This is a genomic window from Sphingobacterium sp. MYb382, assembly GCF_037572665.1.
Classification (GTDB): domain Bacteria; phylum Bacteroidota; class Bacteroidia; order Sphingobacteriales; family Sphingobacteriaceae; genus Sphingobacterium.
The window spans coordinates 1-14,834 of the sequence record NZ_JBBGZT010000009.1 but is presented as its reverse complement, the minus strand read 5'-3'; the positions used below and the strand labels follow the sequence as shown (position 1 = coordinate 14,834).

Annotated in this window: 15 protein-coding genes and 2 rRNA genes; 11 read left to right on the top strand and 6 right to left on the bottom strand. The window is 39.0% G+C overall.

Features of this window, described 5'->3' with window-relative positions; translation table 11 throughout:
• Positions 1-22: 22 nt before the first annotated feature.
• The 7 genes from WH223_RS03060 (at position 23) to WH223_RS03030 (ending at position 7,515) form a co-directional block, all read left to right on the top strand.
• On the top strand, positions 23-1,039 hold the full coding sequence (locus tag WH223_RS03060) for an inorganic phosphate transporter (protein WP_340046058.1): 1,017 nt from the start codon (positions 23-25) through the stop codon (positions 1,037-1,039).
• 247 nt (positions 1,040-1,286) lie between these two features.
• Entirely contained in the window at positions 1,287-2,681 is a 1,395-nt protein-coding gene (locus tag WH223_RS03055) for an OmpA family protein (RefSeq protein WP_340046057.1), read from the top strand.
• Between the two features lie 209 nt (positions 2,682-2,890).
• Entirely contained in the window at positions 2,891-4,300 is a 1,410-nt protein-coding gene (locus tag WH223_RS03050; protein ID WP_340046056.1) for a tetratricopeptide repeat protein, read from the top strand.
• Positions 4,301-5,053 (top strand): shikimate dehydrogenase family protein, encoded by a 753-nt coding sequence (locus tag WH223_RS03045; RefSeq protein ID WP_340046055.1) that lies wholly within the window; start codon positions 4,301-4,303, stop codon positions 5,051-5,053.
• A complete protein-coding gene (gene gldD / locus WH223_RS03040; RefSeq protein WP_340046054.1) occupies positions 5,037-5,627 on the top strand; it encodes a gliding motility lipoprotein GldD in 591 nt (196 codons plus the stop codon). The genes WH223_RS03045 and gldD overlap by 17 nt, the downstream gene beginning before the upstream one ends.
• Before the next feature lie 16 nt (positions 5,628-5,643).
• The gene (locus tag WH223_RS03035; protein ID WP_340046053.1) at positions 5,644-6,285 is read left to right on the top strand and encodes an MBL fold metallo-hydrolase; all 642 of its coding nucleotides are present in this window, start codon (positions 5,644-5,646) and stop codon (positions 6,283-6,285) included.
• 6 nt (positions 6,286-6,291) lie between these two features.
• On the top strand, positions 6,292-7,515 hold the full coding sequence (locus WH223_RS03030) for an FtsX-like permease family protein (protein WP_340046052.1): 1,224 nt from the start codon (positions 6,292-6,294) through the stop codon (positions 7,513-7,515).
• Positions 7,516-7,520: 5 nt separating this feature from the next.
• On the opposite strand, the gene WH223_RS03025 is transcribed toward WH223_RS03030, so the two are convergent.
• The 3 genes from WH223_RS03025 to WH223_RS03015 form a co-directional block, all read right to left on the bottom strand.
• Positions 7,521-7,859: a hypothetical protein gene (locus tag WH223_RS03025; protein WP_340046051.1), complete on the bottom strand. Its 339-nt coding sequence runs from the start codon at positions 7,857-7,859 to the stop codon at positions 7,521-7,523.
• Positions 7,860-7,865: 6 nt separating this feature from the next.
• Positions 7,866-8,126, bottom strand: coding sequence for a hypothetical protein (locus WH223_RS03020; RefSeq protein WP_340046050.1), 261 nt, complete (start codon positions 8,124-8,126; stop codon positions 7,866-7,868).
• A 95-nt stretch (positions 8,127-8,221) separates the two neighbouring features.
• Entirely contained in the window at positions 8,222-8,497 is a 276-nt protein-coding gene (locus WH223_RS03015) for a NifU family protein (RefSeq protein ID WP_340046049.1), read from the bottom strand.
• Between the two features lie 223 nt (positions 8,498-8,720).
• Here WH223_RS03015 and WH223_RS03010 point away from each other — a divergent pair, with 223 nt between their 5' ends.
• Genes WH223_RS03010 through coaBC form a run of 3 tightly spaced genes read left to right on the top strand, consistent with a single transcriptional unit; the run spans position 8,721 to position 11,228 of the window.
• The gene (locus tag WH223_RS03010) at positions 8,721-9,644 is read left to right on the top strand and encodes an outer membrane protein assembly factor BamD (protein WP_340046048.1); all 924 of its coding nucleotides are present in this window, start codon (positions 8,721-8,723) and stop codon (positions 9,642-9,644) included.
• A gap of 25 nt (positions 9,645-9,669) precedes the next feature.
• A complete protein-coding gene (locus WH223_RS03005) occupies positions 9,670-9,999 on the top strand; it encodes a DNA-directed RNA polymerase subunit omega (protein ID WP_340046047.1) in 330 nt (109 codons plus the stop codon).
• Between the two features lie 11 nt (positions 10,000-10,010).
• The gene (gene coaBC / locus WH223_RS03000; protein WP_340046046.1) at positions 10,011-11,228 is read left to right on the top strand and encodes a bifunctional phosphopantothenoylcysteine decarboxylase/phosphopantothenate--cysteine ligase CoaBC; all 1,218 of its coding nucleotides are present in this window, start codon (positions 10,011-10,013) and stop codon (positions 11,226-11,228) included.
• A gap of 7 nt (positions 11,229-11,235) precedes the next feature.
• Here coaBC and WH223_RS02995 read toward each other — a convergent pair whose 3' ends face one another.
• Positions 11,236-12,564, bottom strand: a complete 1,329-nt coding sequence (locus tag WH223_RS02995) for a hypothetical protein (protein WP_340046045.1) — start codon at positions 12,562-12,564, stop codon at positions 11,236-11,238.
• Positions 12,565-12,619: 55 nt separating this feature from the next.
• Between WH223_RS02995 and WH223_RS02990 the strand changes: the two genes are divergently transcribed.
• Positions 12,620-13,006: an SRPBCC family protein gene (locus WH223_RS02990; RefSeq protein WP_340046044.1), complete on the top strand. Its 387-nt coding sequence runs from the start codon at positions 12,620-12,622 to the stop codon at positions 13,004-13,006.
• Positions 13,007-14,335: 1,329 nt separating this feature from the next.
• Here the strand turns inward: WH223_RS02990 and rrf are convergent.
• Positions 14,336-14,447, bottom strand: a 5S ribosomal RNA gene (rrf, locus tag WH223_RS02985).
• Positions 14,448-14,561: 114 nt separating this feature from the next.
• A 23S ribosomal RNA gene (locus tag WH223_RS02980) occupies positions 14,562-14,834 on the bottom strand; the annotation flags it as partial.

Genomic DNA, 14,834 nt, shown 5'->3' with positions numbered 1-14,834 from the left:
GCGTTCACAAAGCATTGTAATCATGATTGAGATTTCAACACTATTAATTGTTGTTGTCATCCTTGCTATTGCTTTTGACTACATCAATGGATTCCATGATGCAGCCAATTCTATCGCAACGGTTGTTTCAACAAAAGTATTAACTCCTTTTATGGCGGTGTTATGGGCAGCAATTTTCAACTTCGCTGCTTATTTCTACTTCACCGACCATAAAGTAGCGAATACCATTGCCAAGACAGTAATTGAAGAGTATATTACCTTAGAAGTAATTTTTGCCGGACTAGTTGCGGCTATCTCTTGGAACTTATTCACTTGGTATTACGGTATTCCATCCAGCTCCTCACATACCCTAATCGGTGGCTTTGCAGGCTCTGGAATGGCTTACGCCTTGATGACCGGGGGTAACCCATTGACGGCAGTAAACCAAAGTGCTATTCTTAAAACTGTCAGCTTTATTGTACTAGCCCCTATCCTGGGGATGATAATCGCCGTAATCATTACGTTGATTATCATGAATATCGCCAAAAAATCACGTCCTGCTGTTGCAGAAAAATGGTTCAAAATATGTCAGCTGATTTCTTCTGCTGCCTTAAGTTTTGCCCATGGTGGTAATGATGCTCAAAAAGTAATGGGTATTATCGCTACAGCTTTAATCGCAGAACAAGTTATTCCAAACTTTGAAGCGATGCCTGCTTGGGTACCCTTATCGTGTTATGCAGCTATTGCCGCAGGAACGATGAGTGGTGGCTGGAAAATTGTAAAAACGATGGGAACAAAGATTACGAAAGTAACACCATTAGAAGGTGTAGCAGCGGAAGCAGCTGGTGCCGTGACTTTAGGTATTACGGAGCACTTTGGTATCCCAGCTTCTACGACACATACCATTACTGGTTCCATTATCGGGGTTGGTGTTGTTAAAAGAATTTCAGCTGTAAGATGGGGAGTAACTATTAGTTTATTGTGGGCGTGGATTTTAACAATCCCTGTAAGCGCAGTGTTAGGTGGATTAACTTTAGCCATTATCCACTACATTATGTAATGTGGTATTTTTACTACAACATTACCAATTTAACTGAGTACTTCTGAAATTATCGGCCAAATATTTGGTCATATTAAAGAATATAATTACTTTTACGCATCCAAATTTGTTGGCAATCAACAAATTTGGATGTTCATGTAAATAGACATATCGAAATTGCTTTTTGGCATTGTTATTGTTAAGATATGTTAAATACATTTTTGAAAGAGAAAACAATTAAAATTTTAATAACCTTAAAAACAAGAGTATGAACTATTCTACAATTAAAAAAACAGCTGTTGCAGCTTCTTTAGTAGCCGCTTTAGGTTTTGCTGAGACTGCTCAAGCTCAAACTCCAACTGTGTTTGGTGGTAGATCACAATACAGAACTTGGTCTATCGGTGTACAAGGTGGTATCACTACTCCTAACGCACTTACAGGTGGATCTAACGCGTTCGGTCAAAAAGTTGGTTACTTCCAAAACAAAGTTGGTGAGTACTATGGTTTGACTATCCGTAAACAATTCTCTCACCTTTTCGGTTTGGAATTAGAGGGTAACCGTGGTAAAATCAAAACATTCAACAAAAACAATGCTTTTGAGGCTAATTCTGGTATCACAGGTTTAGGTACTGCAAGATCTGCAGAAACTTCTGTAAACTGGGCAGCTAGCGTAAACGGAGTTTTCCAATTAGGAACTATTGACTTCTTAAGAAGAGAAAACGCAGTTAACTTCTACGCTAAAGTAGGTTTAGGTGTTATGGCTCATAACCCTGTTCAATTCGCGAACAATGACTTTACAGGTACTGAAGTTTACAACTTAAAAGGTAAATGGGGTGAAGAAATCTTCGGTGACCGTGATCCTAAAGGAGATAGAGATAACCGTTTAACAGCTTACGTACCAGTTGGTGTTGGTGTTAAATTCAAATTATCTGAAGTTGTTGCCTTGAACTTAGGTTACACAATGAACTTCACTGATGATAACTTATTATACGGACCAGCTAGAGCTGACTACAAAGGTAAATTCTCTAACGTATACGGTGGTTTAGAATTCACTTTAGGTTCGCGTGATAAAGCAAACTTAACTTTTGCTAACCCAGTTGCTACATTATACGATGAGTTAAAAGATCCTTCTTTGAAAAACGAAGTTGAAGCGTTGAAAAAACGTGTATCTACTTTAGAAGGTACTGTTGACTTATTAAGTAAAGATTCTGATGGTGACGGTGTTTCTGATAAATTTGACAAATGTCCAGGTACGCCTGCTGGAACTCCAGTTGACGGTTCAGGATGTCCAATCAAATTCCCAGAAGTTCAAGCTCCAGTTAACAATGTAACTGCAGGTGCTTACTTCGCTCCAATCCAATTCGAATTTGATAGCTCTGTATTGAAAACTTCTTCTTACGCTACTTTAGATAAATTAGTTAAAGAATTACGTGACGCTAAAGGATCTGTTAAATTAGATGGTTATGCATCTTCTGAAGGTACTGAGTCTTACAACTTAAACCTTTCTAAAGACCGCGCTAACGCAGTAAAACAATACTTAGTAAACGGTGGTGTTGCTGCTTCTAGCATCACAGCTAACGGTTACGGTGAGGCTAATCCTGTTGCATCTAACGCTACAGAAGATGGTCGTGTTCAAAACCGTCGCGTTGAAATCAAAAAATAATTATACCCCGGTATAAATTATAAATATTCGAAAGCCCATTTGCTATGCAAATGGGCTTTTTGCTTATAATCAATATTTTAACGTACCTTTGTCTGGAGGAATGTTAAAATGTGGAAAAGAAAATAAAGGACTTTTCACATTTTCTTTATAATTTCCTTCTAGCATAGAATACGTGTGTCTATGCTAAACAATAATTAAAAGGAGGGGTAATGGAAGAAGAATTCGAATATGGTTCGCCTGAAGAACAAAAACTATCGGTAGATCGTTACGAAGAAATGATCCGTAACCAAGATCAGTATTTCTTTGATGCCAAAGCATTTGAAGGTATTATTGAATACTATATCGATAAAAATGACCCCGCAAAAGCGCTGCAAGTTGCTGAATTTGCTACGAGTCAACACCCTTATGAAAGTGTCTTTTTACTAAAAAAAGCACATCTATATGCCCGTATTCAACGCTATGATTTGGCTTTGGAAGAATTAACTAAGGCAGAAGCTTTAGAACCCAATAGCGCCGATATCATGCTACTAAAGGGTACCGTCCATTTAGCAACTGGTGATATAGAAACGGCAGAAATGCTGTTCCTACAAACTATAGAAGGAGGCGAAGAAACACCTGAAGCATATTTTCAGTTGGGTGAGCTATATCAGCTAAAAGGAGACTATGAAACCGCCATTCTATATCTAAAAAAATCACTAGAACTAAATATGGAAAATGATGATGCCTTAAACGCTTTATCATTCTGTTATGAAGTTTTAGAGAAAACAGAAGAGTCTATTGCATTTTACAAAATGCACATTGATAATGACCCATACTCCTATGCTGCATGGTTCAATCTAGGTATTGTCTTTGAAAAATTAGAACGCTTTGAGGAAGCCATTGATGCCTATGACTATGCTATGCTTATCAATGAAACTTTTGTTCCGGCCTATTTCAACAAAGGGAATGTACTCGTAAGTCTACAGAAATACCAAGAGGCTATCGAAGTATACAAGGAAAGCTTTGAATATGAAACACCATCGGCAGATGTTTATTGTGCTATTGGAGAATGTCATGAAAAGCTAGAACAAATGGACAGTGCTCGTGCCTACTATAGAAAAGCAGTAAAGCTAGATCCTAATTTAGCAGACGGATGGTTTGGTATCGGTGTAACATTAGACTTTGAAGATCGTCATTTTGAATCTTTACATTTCTATAAAAAAGCACTAGACTTAGATGATAGTAATCCGGATTATTGGTTTGCCATCGCTGACGCCCGCTATAAATTGAATCAGTTTGAAGAATCAGAAAAAGCTTATAATAAAGTCGTTGAATTAAACCCTACCGATATTGAGGCTTGGCTAGACTTCTCATCTATATACTTCGAGCAGCATAAATACAATGAAGCCATAGGTGTCATAGACGAAGCGATAAAAGTCAATCCAGAGGCTCCAGAATTGTACTACAGAATTGTAGCTTACTTTTTTGCCAACGGACAATATAATGATGCTCTTAATTTCTTGGAGCTTGGTTTGGCGACTGATCCAGAAAAATTCTATATTCTGTTTGACTATCTACCACAATTACAGGGTAACCAAGTTATTGTAGATATTATCAAAAAATACACCGAAGATAAGTAAATGAAAAAACTAGGCTTAATTGGCTATCCGTTAGGACATTCTTTTTCTAAAAAATACTACCTCGACAAGTTCGAAAGTGAGCAGATAAAGGGTATAGATTATGATCTATACTCTTTACCTGATATTGCCGAGTTTCCTAAGCTATACCTGCAGGACCAACAATTTTACGGCTTTAACGTAACCATCCCTTATAAACAAGCCGTTCTTCCGCTGATGGATGAATTGTCGCCGGAGGCTGCACAAATGGAAGCTGTAAATTGCATACGCATTCAACATAAAGATGGCCGAGCTATCCTTAAGGGGTTCAATACTGATGCCTATGGTTTTGAAGCTTCGCTAAAACCATTGCTACAGCCGCAGCACACGAAAGCCTTAGTATTGGGCAATGGTGGAGCCGCCAAAGCAGTCTTATATAGCCTAAGGAAGCTTAACATTGCTTATGCTGTGGTCAGCCGCAGCGAGACGAACGGAGATCTTACCTATCAGCAATTGAGCAAGGAGATTATCGAGGAATATACGATTATCATCAACTGCTCCCCTATAGGAACCTTTCCGAAGGTCGATGAAGCTCCTCAGATTCCTTACGAATACCTGAGTGAATCACACCTTCTTTACGATTTAATTTACAATCCAACGGAGACTCTGTTTTTACAAAAAGGGCGCGAAAAAGGTGCTACAATAAAAAATGGCTACGAAATGCTTTTACTCCAAGCTGAAAAAAACTGGGAAATTTGGAATGCAGAAACAGCTTAAAAATATAATCTACCTACTGGTATTCATTTTATTGGGAAGCGGCTGTAGCAATAACACAGATTATAGCCCTAAGCCACGTGGCTTCTTCCGCATAAACTTTCCAGCTAAAGAATATAAGCCTCTACAAACAGGCTGTCCTTTTACTTTTGAGGCTCCAAGCTATAGCCGATTAACACAAGACAGCTCTACAGGTGCTGCGCCATGCTGGAAAAATTTAGATTTCCCAGCATACAATGCTCGCTTACACCTAAGTTATATGGATATTGGACCAGAGGCGACTTTAACACAATTAACAGAAGATGCACGCACCTTCGCATTTAAGCATACGGCTAAAGCAACGGCTATTGATCAGTCAAGAATCATAAATCCAGAGAAAAAGATGTATGGCTTAACCTATTACATTCGAGGAAACACAGCATCAAACTTACAGTTCTACGTATCTGATAGTACAAAACACTACTTAAGGGGTGCATTGTATTTCAACGAAAAGCCGAATTTAGACTCCATACAACCCGTACTCGAGTTTCTCCGTGCTGATGTAGAACATATCATTAACACTTTTCAATGGAAATAATTCCTATTTTTGATTTATGTTAAAAGTCCATTCTTTCGCTTTCAATCCTTTTCAGGAAAATACGTATTTGCTATATGATGAAGTTGGTAATTGCGCCATCTTTGATCCTGGCATGTCCAATACTGATGAAGAACAAGCGCTCTTATCGTTTATCACAGCAAATGAATTGAAACCTATTGCACTATATAACACACACTGTCATGTAGACCATGTATTGGGCAATCACTTCATTTACGAGCAATTCGGCCTAGTTCCGCAGTTTCACGAAGGTGAAGTTCCAATTTTACTGGCTGTACAAAATTACGCACCGCAGTATGGTCTGCGTTATGAGACATCACCTGTTCCGGAGGTGTTTTTAAAAGAAAATGATACAATCCATATAGGAGAACATCAGCTAACAGCTTTATTTGTACCAGGTCATTCACCAGCACATCTATGTTTTTATAATGCTGAGCACAATTTTCTAATTGGTGGAGATGTACTCTTCCGCAATAGCGTTGGCCGAACGGACTTACCTGGAGGTAATCATCAGCAGTTAATGGAGAATATACGCACGAAAGTATATACCCTACCTAATGAAACCGTAGTATATCCAGGTCATGGCCCTTCAACAACTGTTGGCTATGAGAAAGAGACTAATCCATTTGTAAAAGGTTAAACTATCATGAGACTTCCGATTTTCTTTGCCAAAAGGTATCTTTTTTCTAAAAAGTCGGTTAATGCTATTAATGTCATTTCGTTAATCTCTGTGATTGGCGTCTTGATTAGTAGTGCAGCCTTGGTTATTGTGCTTTCGTTTTATAATGGAATGGAGAATCTTATTCTATCGCTCTATAGCACCTTTGCTCCTGAGCTACGAATTGCCCCTACAGAGGGGAAAGTATTCTCAACGAATACAGCCATTTTTCAAGAGTTAAGGAAAGATAACCTTATACAAAGCTATACGGAGGTGCTCGAAGATAAAGTCCTCGTGGAATATGAAAACCATCAGTTCATTGCGCAAGTTAAAGGCGTAGAACCGCAGAGTTTATTAGCCGTAAATCACGAGAATATGCTCTATGCTGGAGATTTCAACATCCTGGAGCATAATAACCCTTATGCTATAATTGGAGCTCAGGTACAAGCTAATTTACGTGTATCACTTGAAGGGATTAACAATCATATTCAACTGTTCTCCCCCCGTAAAGGAGGTTCCGTAAATAGTGTAAACCCGATGGAGGAAATCAATATTCGTAACATTGCTCCTCGCGGAATACTGCAGTACCAACAAGGATTTGACAACTTAATTATAACCCCTATCGATTTTGCTCGTGATTTACTAAACGAGCACAGCAAAATTTCAGCAATAGAAATCTACACTAAAGACCCGGCGAAAGTAGAACAGCTAAAAAATACCATTCAGAAAAAACTCGGGAAGGACTTCTCTGTTAAAAATAGAGAGCAACAAAACCCTTTGCTTTATAAAACGATTCGTTCAGAAAAATGGATTGTTTTCTTCATCCTGACGGTCATCGGCATTATCGCTATCTTTAATATTATCGGTTCACTAACGATGCTTGTTATCGATAAAAAGGAAGATATGCGTGTGTTAGAAAGTTTAGGTGCCAATAAAACACTTATACAACGCATCTTTTTTTATGAAGGTGTAATGATTGCCTTTATTGGTGGCGTTGTGGGTAATATATTAGGTTTATTATTTTGCTTGTTTCAGGAGCGCTTCGGCTTTATCCGAACAGCTGATGGAGCAAATACCATCATGGACGTTTATCCGGTAGATATTAGAGCCATGGATTTCGTATTGGTTTTTATAACCATTATGGTTTTCGCAACACTCGTTTCCTACCTAGCGGCTAAACTAAGTGTTAGAGAGATAAAGCCGGAAAATTAAATCTTTTAATATTTTAGACGCTTACGACTGTAATCGCCTTTGGCAATGGAATTGATAAAAGAACCCCAAGCTATTGGGCTAAATAATGCATTTGAACCACGTTGATTCATATTTCTATTCGTCATATTAACGTGGCGCTGCATAGAACTGTAGGCCTGAATCTCTTCTGCGCTACGTGGAACAGAGGCTGCTAAAGCTGCTAAAGCTTCTTTAGAAAGGTTACGTTGAATGCGTGAAGCCGCATCGTCGCTCACATCTAAAGCAAGAAAAGCCTGATTAAACTCCTCAATACTAGCCCATGGAAAAGGCATAATCGCAGGAAGTTCAATAACATGACTCTTCATATTAATCTAAGCCGTATACTTATCAGTAGACGAATTAGGAATAATAAATTCTAAGGGTTCAAAACCTACTGAAGTAAAACGAATGGTATCTCCTTCATGTGCTACAAAGGAGAAAAAGCCCTCATTATTTGCAGGGTGCGCTTGGTTATTATAACTCAGATTGGTCACCGTAACAAAAGGCACAGGAATCCCTCCTCCAACGGAACTTATTAATCCGCTAAATTGAAGAATCTTCTTTTGTTGCCCTTTAACATTCGTTAGGCTCAAAAAAAGCAATACTGAAATTATAAAAACTAAACGTCCTACCATGTTTCAAATCTATACAATCTCCTCTAAAGAAGGCTGTTAAATTGTGTTAACCCTTAAAACTGACCTGGCGTAATCGCGTTCGGGTCATTCATGTCTGTTAAATTGATAGCCTCAACCTCTGTAATTTCAGGAACGGCTTTCTTAATAGCTTGCTCTAAGCCCGCTTTAAAAGTCATAATACTCATGGAGCAACTCGCACAAGTACCCAACAATTTCAATTTAACGACATTATCCGGCGTAATTTCCTCAATACTAACGTTTCCGCCATCCGTTTCCAAATAAGGACGAATCGTATCCAATGCCTGTTCTACTCGCTCGTGTAATGTCATTTTATAAAAATATTTCTTGTTGTAAAGATAATCAATTTATTAAAAAAATCCCGATTGACAAAAACAATCTCTTATAATTTCAACATTAAGTTGACATAGAATAAAAAAACGGGGTTAAAGAATGTTAAACATCTTTTAACGAGTCTGTTTAGCGCATAAATAGCCTTATATTGCGACGAAAAAATTAATTGAATCTTATTTGAATTTCACGTATCTTTGTAAAATGTTTTTAAATAGACGTATAGTAACATTATTGGCCGCTGTTGCCATTACCATTTCGGTGACGAGCTGTAAGAGTAAGTTTGAAAAACTTCGTGCGAGTAATAATATCGCCATGAAGTACGAAGAGGCCATTAAATTGTACGAGAAGAAAAAGTACTCTAAGGCGTTAATTCTATTCGATGAATTGATGACTAAGTTTAGAGGACAAAGTGAAGCTGAGGACTTATACTACTATACGGCATATACAAACTACCGTTTAAGAGATTATACAGCTTCTCGTTTTTCTTTCAAAAAGTTCGCGAGCAATTATCCGAATAGCCCTAGAGCAGAAGAATGTCGCTTTATGTCTGCATACAGCTTCTATTTAGACTCTCCACGCTCTTCGCTAGATCAAGAGAACACGAAAAAAGCTATTGATGAGCTTCAGTTATTCATCAACTTATATCCAGACGGAGCTAAGGCGAAAGAAGCGGGTGATTTAATTCAAGAACTTCGTGATAAGCTAGAGAAAAAAGCATTCGCGAATGCGAAACTATATTTCAACATGGGCCAACCCGACGATTACCGTGCAGCGGTTATTGCTTTTGAGAACATGTTAAGAGAATATCCGGATACAAAACATGCTGAAGAGATTGAATTTTTGATTGTAAAATCTCAATATCTTTTTGCTCAGAATAGTATGCCTTTCCGTCAGGAAGCTCGTTTCAATGAAGCAATAGACTATTATCAATCATTCATTGAGCATTATCCAAATAGCAGCTTCAGAAAAGATGCTGATGATTTGAGATCAGGTGCAGAAAGACAAATTGCTTATGTTGTGAAACGTATGAATGAAATCAACAAGTACAACGAAGAACAGCAAAAAGAATTAGGTATATCCAAAGAGGAAGCACAAGCCAAAGAGGCCGCAGCCAACAAACAATAATTTAGAAATTCATAATACATTTAAAATGAGTCAAAATAAAAACACTTCTGTCCCAAATTCAACTGTAACACGTGACTTAAGACAGTTGGACAAAGGCACTGAAAACATTTACGAATCGATTGTAGTAGTTTCTAAAAGAGCTAACCAAATCTCTGTAGATATTAAAGAAGAATTGAACGGTAAGCTTGCTGAGTTTGCTAGTAACAACGATAACCTTGAAGAGGTATTTGAAAACCGTGAGCAGATTGAGATTTCTAAGCATTACGAGCGTATGCCTAAAGCTTCATTAATCGCTTTAGACGAGTTTCTTAATGATAAAATTTACTTTAGAAACCCTTCTAAAGAACAAGAATAATTAAGGTACATATGTCCTTAAAAGACAAAAATATTGTAATTGGAGTGTGCGGCAGTATTGCCGCATACAAAATTGCAACCCTAATTCGTCTTCTTGTAAAAGAGCAGGCTAATGTTCAGGTTATCATGACACCTGATGCCCAGCACTTTATTACGCCATTAACACTGGCAACACTTTCCAAAAATCCAGTTCACTCTACTTACTTCGATGAACAATCGGGAACATGGCACAACCATGTTGATATTGGGTTAAACGCAGACTTATTACTCATTGCTCCAGCAACCGCTAATACCATCAGTAAAATGGCTAATGGCGGATGTGACAACTTGCTTTTGGCAACTTACTTATCTGCGCGCTGCACCGTTATGTTTGCACCAGCAATGGACTTAGATATGTGGCTACATCCTGCTACGCAACGCAATGTATCGCTTCTGCAGACGTATGGAAACGTACTCATAGAGCCTGAAAATGGAGAATTAGCGAGTGGACTTATCGGTCAAGGTAGGCTCGCTGAACCCGAAGAAATTCTGCTTCGCATTCAACAGTTTTTTACGGATGACCTTCCATTAAAAGGCAAAAAAGCATTAGTATCGGCAGGTCCTACTTATGAAGCAATAGATCCAGTACGGTATATTGGAAATCATTCTAGTGGTAAAATGGGGTACGCTATCGCTGAAAGATTAGTAACCTTGGGTGCAGACGTTACCCTAGTTTCTGGCCCTACAGCTCTTCAGGTAAGCAAAAATATAAATCGTATTGACGTACAATCGGCGAAGGATATGCTTGATGCTTGTGAGCAGTATTTTGATAACGCAGATATTGTCGTTATGAGTGCAGCTGTAGCAGATTATACGCCGACAACGGTTGCTGACCAGAAAATAAAGAAAAAAGAAGATCACTTTCAGATTGAGCTCACCAAAACGGTGGATATTTTAGCTCATTTGGGCCAAAAGAAAGCTGCTACGCAATCTTTAGTAGGTTTCGCACTGGAAACTAATAACGAGCTAGAAAATGCCTTAGGTAAGCTGAAACGTAAAAATTTGGACTTTATCGTCCTCAACTCTATGCAAGATAAGGGTGCTGGCTTTGCACACGACACCAACAAAATAACGATTATCAATCGTGATGGTAATAAAAACGAGTTTGCATTGAAAAGTAAAACGGAAGTAGCCAAAGACTTATGCCAGGTTATTACCAAGCACCAGCACACAGTAAATCCTTCTTCTTAATCGGTTTTTATTCCCCTTCGATAGCTATCCAGCCTAGATTTAACTCTTTATACCGTAATACATACCAACCTTCGCTTACATCAAATAAAGAGGAATCTATAGTTTCGCCTTTTAGGTAAGACAAAGCCTGATCATAAGATAAAGCGATATAAGGAATTTTCTTTGCTAAGCAGGAATTCCAAGCTAATTCCTGTGTCGGAACCCAATCGTTACCATTCCAATTCGCAATACAAATGCCCAGCTTATGTACGTCAAAGATGTCATTTAGCTTTCTATATTCCGCCAGCAAATATCTTGGAAACATATAAAGTTGGCTTTGGACTTCTCTAAATATGAATTCATTCGGTTCATGTACCCAGCTTTTAAAAATATTTTGCCCTTCATTAACCTCTACATCATCATTTACTGTATAATCAGTATTTTCACTATTTCGGTCCTCTTCTTTATGAAATATAGTTAACCATAAACAGGGTTGGTTAGCAGAATCTTTAGGGAGCAGATAGCTATAGCAACCAGAAAAGGCTGATTTATATTCTTGGACTTCCCATGATGCATCAAAAGGCAGGCGAACAGTTTTCAAACCTCCATCCATGATTTGCTTATCTATAAAATCAGACTGTTGCTTATCGAAAATTGATTTCCCCACATAAAACAGGTAACCATCGGCTTTCAATGTAATAAGAGCCGATTCTAAGCCTTCCTGCAGCTTATTATCTTGCAAACGAGCATAATCCTCAGTCCATTTATCGGGGCCGATAGAAGCTTTTAAATGCAGACTAGATAGGTGAACCAGAGCATGATAATATATGAGGTCAAAAGAATGCGGGATATACTTAAAACTAGCTGTTGCCTGCTGCATAACCCATGTATTATTTAATCCCCATTGTGCGATACACTTCCTGACATTGCTATAGTGAGCTTCGTCGCTTGCATTAACCAACCATAAGCTATTGGGTGCTAATAACGAACTCATCAAGATACTTGAACGCGCATTAATGCCGCCAAGTTCAAGACCTCGGAGTGGAAGTTGCCCTAAGCCTAATTGATTTAATGCATAGGCCACAAATAAATCCGCAGCATCTTGTCGTGAATAGCTCCCTCGATGATAATTAGGATCCTTATCAAATTCATAATCAAGATTTTTCAAATAGTATGCTTTCGGCCACCAAGGAACTTTAGCTCCTAATGGCAGACTTAAATCTTGAGGCTTATCAGCGTTTAATAATACGGCTTGTCGCACTAGCGGTACGGAGTCCATGGATACATAAGTGGCCATTTCTTCTGCCGCTAAGCGCTTCATACGATCAATTAATGCATTTGGGAGGAAATTAGCCATGCTTTATCTAGATTTCTATGTAAATTTACTACATTCTAGAATTAGTATACGAAAAATGAAAGATTTTAAAAAGTACTTTATTGTATCTGCTCCACCTGAGGATATATACCGCGCATTAACAACGGAAATAACAATTCGTCTATGGACAGGAGATGAAGTAGAGATTGATCCTCAAGAAGGCGGAGAATTCTCGATGTGGGATGGCGCTATACAGGGTCGCTTTATAAGCTTAGAACCTTATAGCAAAATTGTACAACAATGGTACTTTGGTGAGCAGGAAGAGCCTTCAATTGTTACAATTAAGCTTCATGAACATAAAAAGGGAACATCTTTTGAAATCAACCATAGCAATATTCCTGATGAAGATTATGATGATATCGTTGGTGGATGGCAAGAGACTTACATGGCGAGTTTGATTGATTTTTATCAGGACGAAGATTAAGTGTGTTTTAAAGATATAAAGATATTTAAGCATAAAAAACGGCTAAGGTTGTACACCTTAGCCGTTTTTTATAACGATTAAAATACTTAGTCTAGTACTCTTTCAATCCTCCTCATTGATTTGGCTATTTCTAGCTCGTAAATTCCGGAACAAAACTAACTCGCTACGCTCAGACAGCGTTTTCTTCTTGCGGAATTTACAGTACTACGATTTTACGCAGCAGATGCCTAGGCCTTTTTCTTAGCAACTGCAAGTCATTTATGTTGTGCACCAACCCATCTAGGTAGTCATGCTGAGCTTGTCGAAGCATCGTTTAGGCAGGTTTGTTTGCACTGCCTATCGTCCTCGTTTGCAACGAGGATGCTGGAGGATAGCGTTTACAACGCTGAGTAAAGTCTTTTTCTTAATTATAGTACATGTACTTAGCCAGGACGGGGCTTCCCCCTTTTCCTTGATGAAAAGGGTGGCAAAAATCAAGGCTGGCATACGCTGCTATCTCCCCTTGTAAATTCCGGAACAAAACGAACTCGCTGCGCTCAGACAGCGTTTTCTTCTTGCGGAATTTACTGCACTACGATTTTACGCCGCAGATGCCTAGGCCTTCTTCTTAGCAACTGCAAGTCAGTTTTTTTTTGCAACACATTTTAGTTCTGCACCAACCCATCAAGGTTGTGATGTTGTCCTTCGACAGGCTCAGGATGACAAGTCGAAGTATCATGTTAGAAAGGCTTACTCCTACATATAAGGAATACCAACTTTGCTATTGTTCGCTAGTTCTCTCCGTTTGTTTGCACTTTCTATCGTCCTCGTTTGAAACGAGGATGCTGGAGGATAGCGTTTGCAACGCTTATTGGAGTCTTTTGCTTAATTATAGCGCGTGTCCTTAGCCAGGACGCGGCTTCACACTTTTCCTTGATGAAAAGGGTGGCAAAAATCAAGGCTGGCATACGCTGCTATCCTCGCTTGCAAATTCCGGAACAAAACGAACTCACTCCACTCAAACAAAGTTTTGTTCTTGCGGAATTTACTGCCCTACGATTTTACGCAGCAGATGCCTAGGCCTTCTTCTGGCAACTGCAAGTCAGTTCTGTTTTGCAGCAACCCATTCAGATTGCCTTGCTGTCCTTCGACAGGCTCACGATGACAAGTTGCAGCATCGTTTAGGAAGGTTTAAGTCTGCTATATAAGGAATACGTGCTTTACTTAAAATAAGGTGTAGCCATAGCTACTTTAGTTGCAGCATGGGGACTGCTTGCTGATGCGTGATGATTTGGGGAAATTAGTACAAACAAAAAGCCCCTCCAGTTTCCTGAAGGGGCTTTGTTTAAAATTAGGCACCGACCTACTCTCCCACCTGTTACGGCAATACCATCGGCTCTGGCGGGCTTGACTTCTCTGTTCGGAATGGGAAGAGGTAGACACCGCCGATATAGGCACCTGAATATCTTGATAAATAATGACACATTATATCAACCTATTAAGGGTCTGCATTATTTAATTGACAATACTGGAAGAAAGAAGAGTAACAAAGAAGAAAACAACAGTGTTTCTATCGCTGTAGAAAGCTTCGGGCTATTAGTACTACTCGGCTTTGGTCTTTCAACCTTTACACCTATAGCCTATCAACGTAGTCATCTCCTACGACCCTATAAGGAAGTCTCATCTCGTGGCTAGTTTCGCACTTAGATGCTTTCAGCGCTTATCTATTCCGAACGTAGCTACCCTGCCGTACACCTGGCGGCATAACAGGTTCACCAGCGGTTCGTCCAACCCGGTCCTCTCGTACTAAGGTCAGATCCACTCAAACTTCCAACGCCCACAACAGATA

Excerpts from the sequence above, each read along its gene's own strand:
- WH223_RS03060 (WP_340046058.1), top strand. The coding sequence starts at position 23 with ATGATTGAGATTTCAACACTATTAATTGTTGTTGTCATCCTTGCTATT.
- WH223_RS03005 (WP_340046047.1), top strand. The coding sequence starts at position 9,670 with ATGAGTCAAAATAAAAACACTTCTGTCCCAAATTCAACTGTAACACGT.
- WH223_RS03030 (WP_340046052.1), top strand. The coding sequence starts at position 6,292 with ATGAGACTTCCGATTTTCTTTGCCAAAAGGTATCTTTTTTCTAAAAAG.
- WH223_RS03025 (WP_340046051.1), bottom strand. The coding sequence starts at position 7,859 with ATGAAGAGTCATGTTATTGAACTTCCTGCGATTATGCCTTTTCCATGG.
- WH223_RS02990 (WP_340046044.1), top strand. The coding sequence starts at position 12,620 with ATGAAAGATTTTAAAAAGTACTTTATTGTATCTGCTCCACCTGAGGAT.
- coaBC (WP_340046046.1), top strand. The coding sequence starts at position 10,011 with ATGTCCTTAAAAGACAAAAATATTGTAATTGGAGTGTGCGGCAGTATT.
- WH223_RS02995 (WP_340046045.1), bottom strand. The coding sequence starts at position 12,564 with ATGGCTAATTTCCTCCCAAATGCATTAATTGATCGTATGAAGCGCTTA.
- WH223_RS03055 (WP_340046057.1), top strand. The coding sequence starts at position 1,287 with ATGAACTATTCTACAATTAAAAAAACAGCTGTTGCAGCTTCTTTAGTA.
- WH223_RS03015 (WP_340046049.1), bottom strand. The coding sequence starts at position 8,497 with ATGACATTACACGAGCGAGTAGAACAGGCATTGGATACGATTCGTCCT.
- WH223_RS03010 (WP_340046048.1), top strand. The coding sequence starts at position 8,721 with ATGTTTTTAAATAGACGTATAGTAACATTATTGGCCGCTGTTGCCATT.
- gldD (WP_340046054.1), top strand. The coding sequence starts at position 5,037 with ATGCAGAAACAGCTTAAAAATATAATCTACCTACTGGTATTCATTTTA.
- WH223_RS03050 (WP_340046056.1), top strand. The coding sequence starts at position 2,891 with ATGGAAGAAGAATTCGAATATGGTTCGCCTGAAGAACAAAAACTATCG.
- WH223_RS03045 (WP_340046055.1), top strand. The coding sequence starts at position 4,301 with ATGAAAAAACTAGGCTTAATTGGCTATCCGTTAGGACATTCTTTTTCT.
- WH223_RS03035 (WP_340046053.1), top strand. The coding sequence starts at position 5,644 with ATGTTAAAAGTCCATTCTTTCGCTTTCAATCCTTTTCAGGAAAATACG.